The organism is Acidovorax sp. WCS2018Noco2-16 (genome assembly GCF_031843945.1).
In the GTDB taxonomy this organism is placed as follows: domain Bacteria; phylum Pseudomonadota; class Gammaproteobacteria; order Burkholderiales; family Burkholderiaceae_C; genus Paracidovorax.
On sequence record NZ_JAVTJJ010000001.1, the window covers coordinates 778,614 to 795,021 of the forward strand.

At 65.0% G+C, this 16,408-nt stretch carries 16 protein-coding genes; 8 read left to right on the forward strand and 8 right to left on the reverse strand.

What is annotated here, in order from left to right; genetic code table 11:
* Nucleotides 1-169: 169 nt before the first annotated feature.
* The 4 genes from RQI28_RS03525 (at nucleotide 170) to RQI28_RS03540 (ending at nucleotide 5,052) form a co-directional block, all read left to right on the forward strand.
* Nucleotides 170-610, forward strand: coding sequence for a thermonuclease family protein (locus RQI28_RS03525; protein WP_311221190.1), 441 nt, complete (start codon nucleotides 170-172; stop codon nucleotides 608-610).
* A gap of 120 nt (nucleotides 611-730) precedes the next feature.
* On the forward strand, nucleotides 731-2,011 hold the full coding sequence (locus RQI28_RS03530; RefSeq protein ID WP_311221191.1) for an MFS transporter: 1,281 nt from the start codon (nucleotides 731-733) through the stop codon (nucleotides 2,009-2,011).
* Between the two features lie 122 nt (nucleotides 2,012-2,133).
* The gene (locus tag RQI28_RS03535) at nucleotides 2,134-3,765 is read left to right on the forward strand and encodes a DUF1800 domain-containing protein (protein WP_311221192.1); all 1,632 of its coding nucleotides are present in this window, start codon (nucleotides 2,134-2,136) and stop codon (nucleotides 3,763-3,765) included.
* Between the two features lie 21 nt (nucleotides 3,766-3,786).
* Complete coding sequence (locus tag RQI28_RS03540; RefSeq protein ID WP_311221193.1) at nucleotides 3,787-5,052, forward strand: DUF1501 domain-containing protein; 1,266 nt, start codon at nucleotides 3,787-3,789, stop codon at nucleotides 5,050-5,052.
* A gap of 13 nt (nucleotides 5,053-5,065) precedes the next feature.
* On the opposite strand, the gene RQI28_RS03545 is transcribed toward RQI28_RS03540, so the two are convergent.
* Both RQI28_RS03545 and RQI28_RS03550 read right to left on the reverse strand, forming a co-directional pair.
* Nucleotides 5,066-5,998 carry a DHHA1 domain-containing protein gene (locus tag RQI28_RS03545; RefSeq protein ID WP_311221194.1) on the reverse strand — a complete coding sequence of 311 codons (933 nt, stop codon included), beginning with the start codon at nucleotides 5,996-5,998 and terminating at the stop codon, nucleotides 5,066-5,068.
* An 81-nt stretch (nucleotides 5,999-6,079) separates the two neighbouring features.
* Nucleotides 6,080-6,352 (reverse strand): hypothetical protein, encoded by a 273-nt coding sequence (locus RQI28_RS03550; RefSeq protein WP_311221195.1) that lies wholly within the window; start codon nucleotides 6,350-6,352, stop codon nucleotides 6,080-6,082.
* Between the two features lie 159 nt (nucleotides 6,353-6,511).
* Here RQI28_RS03550 and RQI28_RS03555 point away from each other — a divergent pair, with 159 nt between their 5' ends.
* Both RQI28_RS03555 and RQI28_RS03560 read left to right on the forward strand, forming a co-directional pair.
* Nucleotides 6,512-6,970, forward strand: coding sequence for a TerB family tellurite resistance protein (locus tag RQI28_RS03555; protein WP_311221196.1), 459 nt, complete (start codon nucleotides 6,512-6,514; stop codon nucleotides 6,968-6,970).
* A 139-nt stretch (nucleotides 6,971-7,109) separates the two neighbouring features.
* Nucleotides 7,110-8,945, forward strand: coding sequence for an EAL domain-containing protein (locus RQI28_RS03560; protein ID WP_311221197.1), 1,836 nt, complete (start codon nucleotides 7,110-7,112; stop codon nucleotides 8,943-8,945).
* A gap of 67 nt (nucleotides 8,946-9,012) precedes the next feature.
* Here the strand turns inward: RQI28_RS03560 and glmM are convergent, their stop codons facing one another.
* From glmM to RQI28_RS03580, 4 genes are all read right to left on the reverse strand, one after another.
* Nucleotides 9,013-10,347 (reverse strand): phosphoglucosamine mutase, encoded by a 1,335-nt coding sequence (gene glmM, locus RQI28_RS03565; protein WP_311221198.1) that lies wholly within the window; start codon nucleotides 10,345-10,347, stop codon nucleotides 9,013-9,015.
* Nucleotides 10,348-10,393: 46 nt separating this feature from the next.
* Entirely contained in the window at nucleotides 10,394-11,200 is an 807-nt protein-coding gene (folP, locus tag RQI28_RS03570) for a dihydropteroate synthase (RefSeq protein ID WP_311221563.1), read from the reverse strand.
* A 178-nt stretch (nucleotides 11,201-11,378) separates the two neighbouring features.
* Nucleotides 11,379-13,298, reverse strand: coding sequence for an ATP-dependent zinc metalloprotease FtsH (gene ftsH / locus RQI28_RS03575; protein WP_311221199.1), 1,920 nt, complete (start codon nucleotides 13,296-13,298; stop codon nucleotides 11,379-11,381).
* Between the two features lie 165 nt (nucleotides 13,299-13,463).
* Complete coding sequence (locus RQI28_RS03580; RefSeq protein WP_311221200.1) at nucleotides 13,464-14,117, reverse strand: RlmE family RNA methyltransferase; 654 nt, start codon at nucleotides 14,115-14,117, stop codon at nucleotides 13,464-13,466.
* 76 nt (nucleotides 14,118-14,193) lie between these two features.
* Between RQI28_RS03580 and RQI28_RS03585 the strand changes: the two genes are divergently transcribed.
* Nucleotides 14,194-14,670: a YhbY family RNA-binding protein gene (locus RQI28_RS03585; RefSeq protein WP_311221201.1), complete on the forward strand. Its 477-nt coding sequence runs from the start codon at nucleotides 14,194-14,196 to the stop codon at nucleotides 14,668-14,670.
* Nucleotides 14,670-15,413 carry a glycosyltransferase gene (locus RQI28_RS03590; RefSeq protein WP_311221202.1) on the forward strand — a complete coding sequence of 248 codons (744 nt, stop codon included), beginning with the start codon at nucleotides 14,670-14,672 and terminating at the stop codon, nucleotides 15,411-15,413. The genes RQI28_RS03585 and RQI28_RS03590 overlap by 1 nt, the downstream gene beginning before the upstream one ends.
* A 76-nt stretch (nucleotides 15,414-15,489) precedes the next feature.
* Here the strand turns inward: RQI28_RS03590 and RQI28_RS03595 are convergent, their stop codons facing one another.
* Both RQI28_RS03595 and greA read right to left on the reverse strand, forming a co-directional pair.
* Entirely contained in the window at nucleotides 15,490-15,906 is a 417-nt protein-coding gene (locus tag RQI28_RS03595; RefSeq protein WP_311221203.1) for a DUF4149 domain-containing protein, read from the reverse strand.
* 20 nt (nucleotides 15,907-15,926) lie between these two features.
* Nucleotides 15,927-16,403, reverse strand: a complete 477-nt coding sequence (gene greA, locus RQI28_RS03600; protein ID WP_311221204.1) for a transcription elongation factor GreA — start codon at nucleotides 16,401-16,403, stop codon at nucleotides 15,927-15,929.
* Between the last annotated feature and the right edge of the window lie 5 nt (nucleotides 16,404-16,408).

Genomic DNA, 16,408 nt, shown 5'->3' on the forward strand with positions numbered 1-16,408 from the left:
GCCGATCTGTGGACAAGCGCCCGGACAACCCCGCCAAAGCCGCGCCGGTGCTGCGTTTCAGCGCACTGCCTTGTTTTTAGGCAGATCGAACAAGCCGCAGATTTCGGCAGCCGCTGCACAGGCACGACGGTATAGTGCGCGGCTTTTCGTCCACGCACCTCACCTTCTTTTGTCTACCGTCGCCGCCTCTCTTTTCTGCCTCGTCGTCGCCATCAGCGACGGCGACACCCTCACGGTGCGCTGCGGCACGCCCGGCGAATACCGGCCGCAGAAGGTACGCATCGTCTCCATCGACGCGCCCGAGAGCAAGCAGGCCTTCGGCCAACGCGCCCGACAGAACCTCGCGCAGCTGTGCTTTCGCCAGCAGGCAGCGCTGCGCACGCAGGGGCACGACGCCTATGGCCGCCTGCTGGCTCACGTGCGCTGCGCAGGGCGCGACGTGGCGAGCGAACAGATCGGCGCCGGGCTGGCCTGGGTCTACACCCCGCACGCGTCGCGCTACCCCGAACTGGCAGCGCTGCAGCGCAAGGCCCGCGCCAGCCACACGGGCCTGTGGTCGCAAAAGCGCCCGCAAGCACCGTGGGACTACCGCCGGCGCCACCCGCGCTGACCCGAGGGGCCCACACGCGCCGAGCGCGAAGCCGGTAGGATCGGGCGCTTTTGCACGCCAGGGCCGACAGGCTGCCTGGACTATGCAATTGCTGCCGCGCCTGCCCCGGCCTCGCCCTCGATGACCGCTACCCCCAACGACCCTGCCGCGCCTGCCCCGGCCACCAGCGTGTACCGCCACGCCGGCTTCATCGCGTTCCTGATGGCGCGGCTGGCCGCAGTGTTCGCCACGCAGGTGCAGGCCGTGGTGGTGGCATGGCAGGTGTACGACCTGACGCGCGAGCCGCTGGCGCTGGCCTATGTCGGGCTGGCGCAGTTTCTGCCCATGCTCTGCCTGCTGCTGCCGGCGGGCGATTTGATCGACCGCTACAGCCGCAAGCGCATCCTGGCCGTGAGCTGGTCGGTGGGCGCTGTCTGCAGCGGCCTGCTGTGGTGGCTGTCAGGCCACGGCTCGGCGGGGGTTGCGGGCATCTACGCGGTGCTGGTGCTGTTCGGTTGTTCCCGCGCGTTCTCGGGGCCGGCGCTGCAAAGCCTACTGCCGCAGATCGTGCCGCGCGCCCAGTTGGCCCAGGCGATTGCGGCCAACAGCATGCTGATGCGTTCGGCCACCCTCGGCGGGCCGTTTCTGGGCGGCTTGCTGTACGCGCTGGGCGGGGGCGAATTGACGTACCCGGTGTGCCTGGTGTGCTTTGCGCTGGGCACGGCGCTGCTGCTGCGCGTGCCGGTGGCGCACGCTGCACCGCTGGGGCCCACGCAGGGCAGCATGGTCGAGCGCTTTGGCGCAGGCATTCGCTTCATCAAATCGCGCCCCATCATTCTGGGCACCATCTCGCTCGATCTGTTCGCGGTGCTGCTGGGCAGCGTGATCGCCCTGCTGCCCATCTACGCGCATGAAGTGCTCCACGTGGGGCCGCAGGGCCTGGGCGCGCTGCGCAGTGCGATGGCGATCGGCGAGGTCAGCGCCGGGCTGTACCTGAGCATGCGCCCGTTCAACCGCCATGTGGGACGCACCATGTTCATCGCTGTGGCGATCTTCGGCGTGGCGAACCTGGTGTTTTCCTTGTCCACGCTGTTCTGGCTGTCGTTCGCGGCGCTGATGGTGGCGGGCGCAGCGGACATGGTGAGTGTGTACATCCGTGGTGCGCTGGTGCAGTTCTCCACCCCCGACGCGATGCGCGGGCGCGTCAACGCGGTGAACATGCTGTTCATCGGGTCGTCCAATGAGCTGGGCGAATTCCGCGCCGGCACCAGCGCCGCGTGGCTGGGCGTGGTGCCCGCTGCCGTGCTGGGCGGCTTGTGCACGCTGGGCGTAGTGGGCACCTGGGCGCTGGTCTTCAAACCGCTGCGCAAGGTCGACCGCTTCGAGGAAGCCACGCCCGCAGCGCACCGCGCCGCCAGCTGATCGGTTGCACTCGGCCACAGGCCGATACATCTGTGTCGCCGGGGTAAAAACCGGCGCGGCCCCTTGCGGGCCGGAATGTGGCGGCGCACCATGCGCAGCGCAGCCACTACTTTTCCAACACCATGCTGTCTTTTGTGCGTGCCGCCTTGCCTGCCGCGCCCTCGCGCGGCGGTGACTTTTCGTCTGACCCAGCGCGCTTCTCCCCCGGGCTCAACCGCCGCCAATGGCTGGCGGTGACGGCTGCCAGCCTGTGCGGGCCGGCAGTCACCGGGTGGGCGGCTACTGAGACGGCCATCGATGCCGGCAGCGCACAAGGCGTACGCCTGCTGGATCGCCTGACCTGGGGCGCCGACAACGCCTCGCTGCAAGCACTGCAGCGCACCGGCACCGCCGCCACCGTTGCTGCGCTGCTGCGGCCCGGTACGCCAACCGCTCTGCCGCTGCAGGCCCAGGCGCAGATCGACGCCATGGCCATCACCCGCACGCCAATGGAAGCGCTGGCCATCGACATGCAGGCCCGCCAGCAGGCCATCAAGAACGACCCCACCGAAGACGCCCGCAAGGCCGCGCAGGACGCCTACCAGCGCGACATGCGCGCCCTGCAGCGCGAGGCTGAGCGCCGCTTCGTGCTGCGCGCCGTGTATTCGCCGGCGCAGCTGCAGGAAAAGATGACGTGGTTCTGGATGAACCATTTCAGCGTCTTCGCCGGCAAGGCCGACATTCGCGCCATGGTGGGCGACTATGAAGACCGCGCGATCCGCCCGCATGCGTTGGGGCGCTTTCGTGACCTGCTGGGCGCCACGGTGCGCCACCCGGCCATGCTGCGTTATCTGGACAATGCGCAGAACGCGGCGGGCCGCATCAACGAGAACTACGCGCGCGAGCTGATGGAGCTGCACACGCTGGGCGTGGGCGGTGGCTATTCGCAGCACGACGTACAGGAGCTGGCCCGTGTGCTCACCGGCCACGGCGTGTCCCTGCGCCCGCTGGACGAGCCGCCGCCGAAGCTGAAAGCCGAATGGGCGCGCCATTACGTGCGCAACGGCCTCTATGAATTCCACCCACAGCGCCACGACTGGCAACCGAAGGAGCTGCTGGGCCAGCCGCTGCAGGGCCAGGGCATGGCCGAACTGGACGAGGCGCTGGACCGCCTGGCGCGTGCTCCGGCCACTGCCCGCTTCGTCTCGCGCAAACTGGCCGCGTACCTGGTGGGCGACGCGCCATCGCCGGCCCTGGTGCAGGCCTTGGCCGAAAGCTTCACACGCAGCGACGGCCATATCGGCGCGGTGCTGCAGACGCTCATCGCCAGCGATGCGTTCAAGGCGTCGCTGGGCACCCGCTTGCGCGACCCGGTGCAGTACGTGATGGCCGGGCTGCGGCTGGGTTATGCCGACCGTGTGCTGGCCAACCCCGACCCCGCGCTGTCGTGGCTGCAGCGGCTGGCCGAACCGCTTTACGGCCGAGCCACGCCAGACGGCTACCCGCTGGACGCTGCCGCGTGGACCAGCTCTGGCCAGCTGGCCGTGCGGTTCGAGATCGCACGGGCGCTGGGCGGCGCCGGCACCGGCGCGCTCTACCGCGCGGAGGGCGCGCCACAGACCAAAGTACCGCCACCGGCCATCGCACAAAGCGAGGCCTTCCGCGCGCTGGAGCCGCTGCTGGCGCCGGCCACGCGCGTCGCGCTGGCCCGCGCCACATCGCCGGCGGAATGGAACACGTTCCTGCTTTCGGCGCCGGAATTCATGTACGCCTGAGGCCCCCAGGAAAGGTTCGCCATGCCGCACTCCGCTTTTTCAACTTCGACCGGCAGCTCTGGCAACACGCCCACGCGCCGCCATTGCCTGCAGGCGCTGGCCGCCATGGCCGCACCCGGCGTGCTGCAAGCCAGTCTGGCCGCGACGCCCGACGGCGCCACGGACGCACGCTTTCTGCTCGTCTTTCTGCGTGGCGGCTACGACTGCGCCAGCCTGCTGGTGCCAGTCGCCAGCGACTTCTACTACGAGACGCGCCCCAACATCGCCATTGCGCGCCCGGGCAGCGATGGCGGGGCGCTGCCCTTGACGGCGGACTGGGGCCTGCATCCGGCGCTGGCCGGGTCGCTGCAGCCGCTTTATGCCAAAAAACAGATCGCCTTCGTGCCGTTCTCAGGCACCGAAGACCTCACGCGCAGCCACTTCGACACGCAGGACAGCATCGAGCTGGGCCAGCCGGTGGCTGCGCGGCGCGACTACCGCTCGGGCTTTCTCAACCGGCTGGCGCTGGAGCTGGGGGCCCAGCCGCGCTGGCACGACCACCTGTCGCCCATGGCTTTTACCGACACGCTGCCGCTGGCGCTGCGCGGCGGCTACGACGTGCCCAACACCGCCCTGGGCGCGGCCGGCGCGGCCAAGCCGGGCATCGATGACCGGCAGGCTGGGCTGATCGCATCCATGTACCAGGGCACGCCGCTGGCGGTGCCCGTGGCCGAGGGGTTTCAAACCCGAGACGAGGTGGCGCGCACCATGCAGGGCGAGATGGATGCGGCCAGTCGCAACGCCCTGAGCACCAAAGGCTTTGAAGGCACGGCCCGGCGCATGGCGCGGCTGATGCAGTCGCGCTACAACCTGGGCTTCGTTGATGTGGGCGGCTGGGACACGCATGTGGGCCAAGGCAACGCCACCGGCGCGCTGGCCAACCGGTTCGAGGAACTGGGCCGGGGCCTGGCCGCCTTTGCCGACGAGATGGGCCCGTCGTGGACCCGCACCACCGTGGTGGTCGTCAGCGAGTTCGGACGCACCTTTCGCGAGAACGGCAACCGGGGCACCGACCACGGCCACGGCAGCGTCATGTGGGTGCTGGGCGGCAGCGTGGCGGGCGGGCGCATTGCGGGCGAGCAGCAGGCCCTGTCGGCCACCACGCTGTTCCAGAACCGCGACTACCCCGTGCTCAACGACTACCGTTCCGTGCTCGGTGGACTCTTCGCCCGCACCTATGGATTGAGGCCGGCCGCGCTGGCGCGCGTGTTTCCGCAGGCCCGCGCGGTCGATCTGAAGCTGGTGTAGCGCCCGGCGGCGATCAGGCCTTGAATTGCCCGCTCAGCAGTTCAGGCAGGCGGTCGGCGCCCATACGAAAGCCACACGCCTGTGCATGCCCGCCGCCACCCATGGTGACTGCCAGCAGCGAACAGTCGTAGCCGCGCTGCGAGCGCAGGCCGACCTTCACCTTGCCGTCCTTACCCACCGTCCACATCAGCGCGAAGGTGCCGCTCTGGGCAGAAAGCAGCTCGCCCACCAGGCTGTGGAAAGCGCCCGGCGCATTCACCATCAGGCCAGCCTCGCCGTTGAAGACCAGCGCCTGCGCGCCGCCCGCAACGTCCTGGGCCAGGTGGCGGAATTTCTCGTCCATGGCCTGCCCGCGCGCGATGAAGGCGACGGTGTCGGCCGGAGTGAATGCCGCGATTTGCTGCCAGCGCGCGAAGTCGAACGGCTCCATGTCGAGCGCGGCGACGTAGCCCGCCGTCTCCGGGTACTTCCAGGCCCAGAGGTCGCGGTCCTCGATGAAGCGCGCCAGGTCGGGCAGCGGCGCGTCGGGGTGAAAGAAGTCCCACGCGAGCCGCGTGCCGGACTTGGTCATGTCGAAATGCACGACGCCGCAGCGGCAGGCAAAGCCCGTCAATTGCTCTGCGGCGCTCTTGTGGTGGTCGAGCAACACCAACTTGGCAGCGCGCTCGTCGATGGCACCCAACAGGTCTGGCGCAAAGGCGAAGTCGAGGATGTACACCGCACGCCCTTGCAGCGGCGGCAGGTCGTCCACCGACGTGGCCTGCCCGTGCGAGAGACCCACGCATTCGACTTGGCCGCCGTAGTAGATCCATGCGGCCAGCGCCGCGCCGAAACCATCGGCGCAACGGCCGTGGTACAGCACCAGGGGTTGCGGGTCGTTTTTGTCAGGAGCTACCAGCAGTTGGCGGGGCAGCAGGGTGCGGGAGGAGTTCTGGGTCGTGGTCATCGCCGCTATTGTCGAGCAGCGCCGGTTGCGCGAGTGGTGGGGGTCGGCGCGCGCATTTTTTCGCCCGATATGTCCGCGCGGTCATGGCCGTGCAATCACCCATTTGCTCTCCGTCTTCGGCTGCGCTGCTTCGACCCATTTGCGCAAGCCGTCCTTGCCAGAAGCTGCGCGAAAGAGCAACGCACCCGCCATCGCCGCATGGAACACGGCGCGCCCGCGCGATGGCGCGGCGACTGCGCACGCCAGCAGGCCCAGCCCCGCGACAGCCACGAATCCGTGTTCGAACGGCGCACTCGCACGCGCATCGTCATAGGCAATCAGATCGTTCAACGACTCCCGAACGGAATCAGTCATGGGGCAAGTCCTTTCGTTGGATGAAGCCTTGAAACTAGCAGCACCCTGGCGTGCGCGGGCCGTCCGGCAGGCCATGGGCACGTAGGAGAAGGCTGGCCTGCGGGACGGCGGTGGGTTTAACCCAGGAACCAACCCGCCCTGCCCCGGCTCGCACATCGCATGCTCAAAACACTCAAGGATCTGTTCGATACATTCACCCGCTCGGCCATCGAGGCGCCTGCGGCAGAACGCCAGCACGCAGTGCAGCTGGCGGCAGCCGTGCTGCTGGTGGAGGTCATGCGTGCGGAGCCGGCATCCGAGCCGCAGGAACGCAAGGCCGTGGCCCAGGCGCTGTCCGAACGCTTCGCGCTGGCGGGCGATGAGCTGGACCAGCTGCTCGAGCTGGCAGATGCGACCGCCCGAACCGCCTACGATTACCAGCGCTTCACTTCTGCGCTGAACGACCATTTCACCCAGCCGGAAAAGATCCGGCTGGTGGAGGCCCTGTGGCAAGTGGCGTATGCCGACGACCATATTGGAGCCGGAGAGCAGCACGCCATCAGCAAGATTGCCGGTCTGCTGCACGTGACCCATGGGGAGTACATCGCAGCCAAGATGCACGCGCGCGGGCCTGCGTAGAAGCAGCCGGCAGCTGCGCTATTGGCGATGCGCACACGGGCGTTCACATGGGCATTGGATCGACCGAAATACGCAGCACGCCAGCGAAGACTACAATTTGGTACAAATTCCGCTTCTGCCATTACATTCGCACCGATCTATGCCGCCGCTGTCACCCGTTCCGGAATGCTTGCCCGATGCAGCGTCTTCCGGATCTGATCCATGGGAGCCGGCACTGTTCGACGCGGCGCCTGTGGGGATCGCCCTGGTGCACCAGGGGCTGCTGGTGCATTGCAACCCCCATTTCGAAAGCCTGTTGGGCTACGAGCCGGGCGAGCTGCGTGGTATTCCACAGCAGCAATGGGCAGTCGTCGAAGCCGGTGTGTTCGACGGCCAATTGACGTTGCTGCGCAAGGACGGTGAGCCTGTGCAGTGCCGCGTCAGCGTTCGGGCCATGCCCGGTGTGGAAGATGACGCCCAACAGTTTCTGTGGGCCGTGATGGATGGCGGCGTACGCGCCCGCCGCGCCGGCATGGCCAAGCGCCTGACCGACGAGTTGGAGCAGTTGGTGCAGGACCGAACCGAAGAGCTGCGTGCCACGGTCACCGACTTGCACCGCGAAATCCATGACCGCAAGCTCGACCAGGAACGCATCTACTGGCTGGCTCATTACGATCCCCTGACCGGTCTGCCCAACCGTACCCTGCTGGCCGAACGCAGCCAGCAGGCGATTCGCCTGGCGCAACAGAACGGCACGCCGCTGGCCGTGATGTTTCTGGACCTGGACCACTTCAAGCACGTGAACGATTCGCTGGGGCACCGCGTGGGCGACGACCTACTGGTGGAGATCGCCAAGCGGCTGCGGGCCATCGTGCGCGACCGCGACACCGTGGCGCGGCTGGGTGGCGACGAATTCGTACTGTTGCTGCCCGGCGCCAACGCCCTCGGCGCGGCGCGCGTTGCGGGCAAGCTGCAGGAAGCAGCGCGCCAGCCGTATCAAATTGGCCATCACGAGCTGACGATGGCACCATCGATGGGCATCGCCCTCTTCCCGCAAGACGGCGAAGACTTCGAAACCCTGACCCAGTCCGCGGACACCGCGATGTACCGTGCCAAGTCGGATGGCCGCAATACCTTCCGGTTCTTCACGCCGGAGATGCATGCGCAATCGACGCGGGCACTGCGACTGGAAAACGCCCTGCGCCGGGCGCTGGAGCGCAATCAGCTACACCTGCACTACCAGCCGCAGGTCACGCTGCGCACCGGCACCATCCGCAGCGTAGAAGCGCTGCTTCGCTGGGACCATCCCGAGCTGGGTTCCGTGTCGCCTGCTGAGTTCATTCCCATTGCCGAAGACACCGGCCAGATCCTGCAGATCGGTGAATGGGTGTTGCGCACGGCGCTGGCGCAACTGCACGCTTGGCGCGCCGAAGGGCTGGAAGCACTCACGATTGCGGTGAACCTGTCAGCCGTGCAGTTCCGCCAGCCACAATTGCCCGAGCTGATCGGCCGCATCCTTGATGAGGCGGTGTTGCCGGCGCACTTGCTGGAGCTGGAATTGACCGAGGGCGTGGCGGTCGACGATCCGCGTTCTGCCATCGCCACCATGGACCAGTTGCGCGAGCGCGGTGTGCGCATGTCCATGGACGACTTCGGCACCGGATATTCGTCGCTCAGCCACTTGAAGCGGTTCCAGATCTACAAGCTGAAGATCGACCAATCGTTCGTGCGTGATCTGGGCCATGACCCCAACGACCGCGCCATCGTCAGCGCCATCATCCGCATGGCCCAGGCGCTGGGCATGCGCACCACCGCCGAGGGCGTGGAAACAGCCGAGCAACTCGCGTTCTTGCGGGAGCAAGGGTGTGATGAGGCCCAAGGCTACTTTCTGAGCCGCCCCATGCCTGCGGAACAGATCACGCCGCTGTTGCGGCGTGGCGGGCATGGCTTGCTTACGGAGCCGGCGGCAGAAGAAGCCGCCACGCTGGATTTGTAGCCTCCAAGCCCAGGGACTTGAATCTTCGGCACATGTTGTACCGGGCATCCGTCAGCGCTGTGCGACCTTATCCGGCTCGCGCGGCATCCGCCAGGCGCTGCGCACACCGATTGGCCTGCTCAGCGTCACGTGCTTCCACCATCACACGCAACAGCGGCTCGGTGCCACTTGCGCGAATCAGCACGCGGCCGGTGTCTCCCAGTTCCGCTTCGACGGCCTTGATATCGTCTGACAGTAGCTGATTCGACTTCCAGTCCTGTTCCGGCGCCAGGCGCACGTTGAGCAGCACTTGCGGGAAAAGCGTCACGTCCTGCAGCAACTGGGCAATCGTGCGGCCACTGCGCACGCAGGCCTGAAGGATCTGCAGGGCACTGACCAATCCGTCGCCGGTCGTGTGGCGATCCAGCGCCAACAAGTGGCCCGAGCCTTCCCCCCCCAGCAGCCATCCGTGTCGTGCCAGTTCTTCCAGCACATACCGGTCACCCACCTTGGCACGCACGAACTGCACGCCGCGCTTGCGCAGCGCCACTTCCACGGCCATGTTGGTCATCAGCGTGCCAACAACGCCCGGAACGGCCTCGTTGCGGCCCAGGCGATCTGCCGCCATCAGGTAGAGCAGCTCGTCGCCGTTGTAGAGGCGCCCTGCGGCGTCCACGATCTGCAACCGGTCCGCGTCGCCATCCAGCGCAATGCCGTAGTCGGCATGGTTGGCCCGCACGGCGCGCACCAGAGCGTCGGGGTGCGTGGCGCCCACCTCGTGGTTGATGTTCAGCCCATCGGGCGAGCAGCCGATGGCGAGCACTTCGGCGCCCAGTTCGTGAAACACCTTGGGCGCTATGTGATAGGCCGCACCGTGAGCCGCATCGACGACGATCTTCAGCCCTCGCAGCGTCAAGTCCTGCGCGAAGGTGCTCTTGCAGAATTCGATGTACCGGCCGGCGGCATCGTCCAGCCTGCGCGTCTTGCCCAGCGACGCCGAATCGGCCCAGACGGGAGCGGCGGTCAGCGCCGTTTCCACCGACTGCTCCCACGCGTCCGATAGCTTGGCGCCCTGCGCACTGAAGAATTTGATGCCGTTATCGGGGTACGGATTGTGGCTGGCGCTGATCACCACGCCCAGGCTGGCCCGCTGCGCGCGAGTGAGGTAGGCAACGCCGGGCGTGGGCAGTGGCCCGAGCAGCACCACGTCGACGCCGGCCGAATTGAAGCCGGATTCGAGCGCGCTTTCCAGCATGTAGCCGGAAATGCGGGTGTCCTTGCCGATCAGCACCGTCGGGCGTTTTTCGGTTTCCCGCAGCACGCGTCCTACGGCGTGGGCCAGTCGCAAAACGAAATCAGGCGTGATGGGCGCCTGGCCCACGGTTCCACGGATGCCATCGGTGCCGAAATAGGTTCGCTTCATGTGCTCTCTCCTCACTGCCTTGTTGATTGTTATGCCAGCGGCTGAACTACGAATTGTCCGACAGCGCTGGGCCAATGCTTTGCTGCTGCATGGCGTGCCAGACCTGAATCGCTGCCACGGTATCACGCACGTCGTGCACCCGCACGATGCGTGCGCCACGGTCCACGGCCAGCACAGCAGCGGCCACGCTGGCGCCTAGACGCTGGTCTACCGGTAGCCCGGTGACCATACCCAGCGATGATTTGCGAGACCAGCCGGCCAGCCAGGGATAAGGAGCGGCCTGCAGCTCAGCTTGCCGGGCCAGCAGGGCGAAGTTCTGTTCCACGGTCTTGCCGAAGCCAATGCCCGCGTCCAGCACGATACGAGCCTTTTCGACCCCTAGCGCTTGCAGTTCAAGCGCAGATTGCTCTAAAAATAATAGCACCCGCTTGGGAACATCGCCTTCCATGGGCAGCTGCTGCATGGTTTGCGGATCGCGGTGCATGTGCATCAGGCACACGCCGCAGTGGGGGTGGCCCGCAATCACCTGCGCAGCGCCTGGCTGCCGCAGCGCCCAGATGTCGTTGACGATGTCGGCCCCGAGTTCCAGCACGGCCTGCATGACCTCTGGCTTGTAGGTGTCCACCGAAAGAGGCACGTTCAGCCTCACAGCCTCGCGCACCACGGGCATGACGCGCGCCAGTTCTTCCTCCAGCGATACGGCCGGACTGCCCGGGCGGGTCGACTCACCCCCGATGTCGAGAATGTCTGCGCCTTCGGCCAGCAATTGTTCGCAATGCGCCAGCGCCCTCGACAGCCCCGCGTTGCGTCCGCCGTCAGAAAAGGAATCGGGCGTCACATTGACGATGCCCATGACCTGCGGCCGCGACAGGTCGATGGCAAAACGCGAGGTGCGCCAATAGCCAGTAGCCGGCACCGACGTGTCCAACTTCACAGCCCGATCTCTGCAGAAAATTTGTCGTTGCGCATTGGAAGATCAAATGCGACAACGGGGCACAAGGCCCCGTTGTTCAGTTGCGCTGTTCCGCGCGTCAAGCAGCGGTAGGAGCGGGCTCGGTGTTCACGGCAGGTGTGCCACCACCAGAGTTGTCCCCACCGGACGATGGAGTGCGCGGCGTCCAATCCTTTGGTGGCCGCGGCTGGCGACCCGCCATGATGTCGTCAAGCTGCTCTGCATCAATGGTTTCCCATTCGAGCATGGCCTTAGCCATCGCGTGCATCTTGTCCTGGTTTTCCTCGATCAGGTGGCGGGCCAGGGCGTATTGCTCATCGATGATGCGTCGTACTTCGCCATCCACTTTCTCCATGGTCTGCTCGCTCATGGTGGTGGTCTTGGTCACCGAACGGCCCAGGAAAACCTCACCCTCGTTCTCAGCGTAGACCATGGGGCCCAGCGCCTCAGTCATGCCGTAGCGTGTGACCATGTCGCGGGCGATGGAGGTGGCACGCTCGAAGTCATTGCTAGCACCCGTAGTCATCTGGTTCATGAACACTTCTTCAGCGATGCGGCCACCGAACAGCATGCTGATCTGGTTGAGCATGTATTCACGGTCGTAGCTGTAGCGGTCCTTCTCGGGCAAGCTCATCGTCACGCCCAGGGCACGGCCGCGTGGAATGATCGTGACCTTGTGCACAGGGTCGCACTTGGGAAGCAGCTTGCCGATCAATGCGTGGCCAGCCTCGTGATAGGCCGTGTTGCGCCGCTCTTCCTCGGGCATGACCATGCTCTTGCGCTCTGGCCCCATGATGATCTTGTCCTTGGCCTTCTCGAAGTCCTGCATCTCCACGGTGCGGGCACTGCGGCGGGCAGCCATCAGGGCAGCTTCGTTACACAGGTTGGCCAAGTCAGCGCCCGACATGCCTGGCGTGCCACGGGCAATGATGCTGGGGTTCACGTCCTGACCCACGGGAATCTTGCGCATGTGCACGTTCAGGATCTGCTCGCGGCCGCGGATGTCAGGCAGCGTCACATAAACCTGGCGGTCGAACCGTCCTGGGCGCAGCAAGGCCGCATCCAAGATGTCAGGGCGGTTGGTGGCAGCCACCACGATCACGCCGAGGTTGGTTTCGAAACCGTCCATCTCGACCAGCATCTGGTTCAGCGTCTGCTCGCGCTCGTCATTCCCGCCGCCCAGGCCGGCACCACGCTGGCGTCCCACCGCATCGATTTCATCGATGAAGATGATGCAAGGCGCGTTCTTCTTGGCGTTCTCGAACATATCGCGGACTCGGGATGCGCCCACGCCGACAAACATCTCAACAAAGTCGGAGCCCGAAATGCTGAAGAACGGGACCTTGGCTTCACCGGCAATCGACTTGGCCAGCAGCGTCTTGCCGGTACCCGGAGGGCCGACCAGCAGCAAGCCACGTGGAATGCGGCCGCCGAGTTTCTGGAATTTCTGCGGGTCTTTCAGGAAGTCGACGACTTCCTTCACTTCTTCCTTGGCCTCGTCACAGCCTGCGACATCCGCAAAGGTCACGGTATTGCTGTTCTCGTCGAGCAGGCGTGCCTTGCTCTTGCCGAAGCTGAACGCGCCACCCTTGCCGCCGCCCTGCATCTGGCGCATGAAGTACACCCATACGCCGATCAACAGCAGCATGGGGCCCCAACTGACGAGCAAGGTCATCAGCAGCGAGCCTTCTTCGCGTGGCTTCACATCGAACTTGACGTTGTTGCTGATCAAATCGCCCACCAGGCCCCGGTCCAGGTAGGTGGCGGTCGTGCGGATCTTGCGGTCATCATTGGTGACCGCGACGATTTCAGTACCGCCTTGGCCTTCCTGGATGGTGGCGCTCTTGATGCGGTTGCTGCGGACTTCCTCCAGGAACTCCGAATAGCCCACGGCACCAGCGCTCGCACCCGCGCGGGTGTCAAACTGTTTGAACACCGTAAAAAGCACCATGGCAATGACAAGCCAGACGGCGACTTTTGAAAACCACTGATTGTTCAAGCGGAACTCCAGAAAGGGAAAGGTTGAACAGCCATGAGCGTGTCATGAAACCGTCCTAGCGCATTTGAGGCGCATTTTAGGCGTTTCAAGCCATGGGCCGAGGCGGCTTACCCCAGCAATGGCTATGGTCAACGCGGCACAGGCCGCAAATACCTCTGGCGACGCCTACTTCAGGCCAATGCCCACCAGAAAGGTTTCGGACGACCGGTCGCGTGAAGCCTTGGGTTTGAGCGGCTTGACGAGCTTGAAGTTGTCCTTGAAGAGCTGCACCAGTTCGGCGTAGCCACCTCCGTGAAACAGCTTCACCACCAAGGCGCCGTCGGGCTTGAGATGGACCTTGGCGAAATCCACCGCCAGCTCGATCAACAAGGAGATGCGGGCGGAGTCGGCCGATGCAATGCCGGAGAGGTTGGGCGCCATGTCCGAGATCACTACATCCACAGCCCTGCCCTGCACGACCTCCTGAAGCTTCTCGAGCACCGCATCCTCGCGGAAGTCGCCCTGCAGAAACACCACACCTTCGATGGGCTCCATGGGCAACATGTCCAGCGCAATGATGGTGCCCTTCAGCGCGCCGGCGGCAGCGCCGTCAGGAGACATGCGCCTGCGTACGTACTGACTCCAAGCACCTGGAGCCGAACCCAGGTCCACCACGATGTGGCCCGGCCGGATCAGCCCCAGCTGCTCATCGATCTCCTTGAGCTTGTATGCAGCGCGCGCGCGATAGCCGTCCCTTTGCGCCTGTTTGACGTACGGGTCGTTCATGTGGTCATGCAACCACGCTTTGTTGACCTTCTTGGGTTTGTTGTCGGCTTTCATCTGTTTTTCGCTGTGCATTCGCATGCCGCGGAGCCGGTTGCCGGCACCAGCCCGGCGCATTGAGATAATACGGCCCATGCCCCTCATTCAATTGACTCCCGCCGAGCGCCGGGAACACCGCGCTCAAGCCCACCATCTGGACCCTGTGGTTCTGATCGGCGGTGACGGCCTTACTCCTGCCGTGCAAAAAGAGGTGAACGCCGCCTTGAACGCGCACGGACTTATCAAGGTCCGCGTTTTCAGCGACGACCGCGTGGCGCGCGAACAGGTCTACCAACAGCTGGCCAACGATCTGAACGCAGCGCCCATTCAGCACATCGGCAAATTGCTGGTGCTCTGGCGCCCCGTGCCACCGAAGGAAAAGACCTTGGACGAAGACCGCATGCCCGGTCCTCGCGACGTGAAAGTGCTGAAGTTCAGCAAGCGCGGCGGCCAACGCCCCGAAGTAAAGCAACTGCGCGTGCTGGGCAACCAACGACTCACGCCGGGCGGCCAGATCAAGCGTGCCAAGCCGCCCAAGCAGAAATCGATCAAGAAACGGCAGGCTGATTAATGCCTGGCGCCACGGCGCCAGAGCGCCACGTCATCTGCATGAAATGGGGCACCAAGTACGGCCCCGAGTATGTCAACCGCCTTTACGCCATGGTGCGCCGCCACCTGCGCGGCGACTTTCATTTTGTCTGCCTGACGGACGATGCCTCTGGCATTCGCGAAGAAGTGCAGTGCCTGCCCATCCCGCCGCTGGATCTGCCTGCGGGTATTCCGGAGAGGGGCTGGACCAAGCTGGCGACCTTCAGTGCTGACCTGCACGGCCTGCGCGGCACCGCACTCTTTCTCGATGTCGACGTGGTGGTCACCGGAAGCCTGGACGAATTCTTTACCCAGTCGGGTGACTTCGTCATCATTCACGATTACAAGCGCCCCTGGCGGGTGACAGGCAATTCGTCGGTGTATCGTTTCGAGATCGGCGCGCATCCGGACGTCCTCGATTACTTTCGCGGGCACTTCGAAGAAATTCGAAGCCAGTTTCGCAATGAGCAGGCGTATCTGTCGGACTTCCTGCATCGCCAGGGCAAGCTGTCGTATTGGCCTGACGCCTGGTGTCCCAGCTTCAAGTACCACAGCATCCCCGCCTGGCCATCAAATTACTGGAAGGCGCCAGCCGTGCCTGCAGGCGCGCGCATCGTTATCTTCCACGGCGAATGCAATCCGCCAGACGCCCTGGCAGGCCGGCGCAACCGGCGTTTCCGCCATATCGAGCCGGCCACCTGGGTGGCGGAACACTGGCACGAGTGATCGAGTCATCGGGCAGATCGGCGCGGTGTTGTGACCGTGCTCAACTGACGATCTTTGAGGCCTCTGGCCTCTTATATCAACGCGGGGGTTGTTGAACGGTGCGCCACAGCACCGCGAGTGCGCATAGCCATTGCAGCGCATACAGCACCGTGCCGATCGAATGCCAGAGCTTGAGGTTCTGTCGCGCCACGATGCGGGGAGCCACGCCGTATTGCACGACCAAGGCCAGCAACAGCCCGCCAATGATAAAAATCATAGCTGCTCGCGCCCACTCCTCCTCGGTTTCAGCAAACTTTCGCTTGGAAAGCACCAGCAGCAAAGCGCCACATGCTATCGAAATGAAAGTCTGCGCCTCGAAAAGACGTGCCGCCATCAAGCCGGCAGCAGCTGGCGTGGCCAGATGGGCGAACAGCAAGGGCACCACCACGAACCCGATGGTGGACAGGCTGCCCCACCACAGCGCGGCAGCAAAAACAGGCAGGCGATCTCGCATGGCGTGCGCCCCGCCGTCCATCAACGGTAGCTGACCGCCACCACGTCGTAACGGCGTACGCCGCCGGGCGCCCGCACCTCTGCCGTGTCGCCCTCTTCCTTGCCGATCAGCGCACGGGCGATCGGGCTGGACACGTTGATCAGGCCCAGCTTCAGATCGGCTTCGTCCTCACCCACGATCTGATAGGTGACCGTCTCGCCGCTCTCTTCGTCTTCCAGTTCCACCGTGGCACCGAACACGACCTTGCCGCCTGCGTCCAACTGGCTCGGGTCGATGATCTGCGCGGCCGACAGCTTGCCTTCTACTTCCTGAATGCGGCCTTCAATGAAGCCCTGGCGATCCTTGGCGGCCTCGTACTCGGCGTTTTCGCTCAGGTCGCCTTGCGCACGCGCTTCGGAGATCGAGTTGATCACCCAGGGGCGCTCGACGGTTTTCAGGCGATGCAGTTCTTCCTTCAGCTTCTCTGCGCCGCGCTTGGTAATCGGGATGGTGGTCATGGGTC

Coding starts and splice junctions, on each gene's coding strand:
- RQI28_RS03530 (WP_311221191.1), top strand. CDS start 731: ATGACCGCTACCCCCAACGACCCTGCCGCGCCTGCCCCGGCCACCAGC.
- RQI28_RS03535 (WP_311221192.1), top strand. CDS start 2,134: ATGCTGTCTTTTGTGCGTGCCGCCTTGCCTGCCGCGCCCTCGCGCGGC.
- RQI28_RS03540 (WP_311221193.1), top strand. CDS start 3,787: ATGCCGCACTCCGCTTTTTCAACTTCGACCGGCAGCTCTGGCAACACG.
- RQI28_RS03545 (WP_311221194.1), bottom strand. CDS start 5,998: ATGACCACGACCCAGAACTCCTCCCGCACCCTGCTGCCCCGCCAACTG.
- RQI28_RS03550 (WP_311221195.1), bottom strand. CDS start 6,352: ATGACTGATTCCGTTCGGGAGTCGTTGAACGATCTGATTGCCTATGAC.
- RQI28_RS03555 (WP_311221196.1), top strand. CDS start 6,512: ATGCTCAAAACACTCAAGGATCTGTTCGATACATTCACCCGCTCGGCC.
- RQI28_RS03560 (WP_311221197.1), top strand. CDS start 7,110: ATGCCGCCGCTGTCACCCGTTCCGGAATGCTTGCCCGATGCAGCGTCT.
- glmM (WP_311221198.1), bottom strand. CDS start 10,347: ATGAAGCGAACCTATTTCGGCACCGATGGCATCCGTGGAACCGTGGGC.
- folP (WP_311221563.1), bottom strand. CDS start 11,200: ATGGGCATCGTCAATGTGACGCCCGATTCCTTTTCTGACGGCGGACGC.
- RQI28_RS03580 (WP_311221200.1), bottom strand. CDS start 14,117: ATGAAAGCCGACAACAAACCCAAGAAGGTCAACAAAGCGTGGTTGCAT.
- RQI28_RS03585 (WP_311221201.1), top strand. CDS start 14,194: ATGCCCCTCATTCAATTGACTCCCGCCGAGCGCCGGGAACACCGCGCT.
- RQI28_RS03590 (WP_311221202.1), top strand. CDS start 14,670: ATGCCTGGCGCCACGGCGCCAGAGCGCCACGTCATCTGCATGAAATGG.
- RQI28_RS03595 (WP_311221203.1), bottom strand. CDS start 15,906: ATGCGAGATCGCCTGCCTGTTTTTGCTGCCGCGCTGTGGTGGGGCAGC.
- greA (WP_311221204.1), bottom strand. CDS start 16,403: ATGACCACCATCCCGATTACCAAGCGCGGCGCAGAGAAGCTGAAGGAA.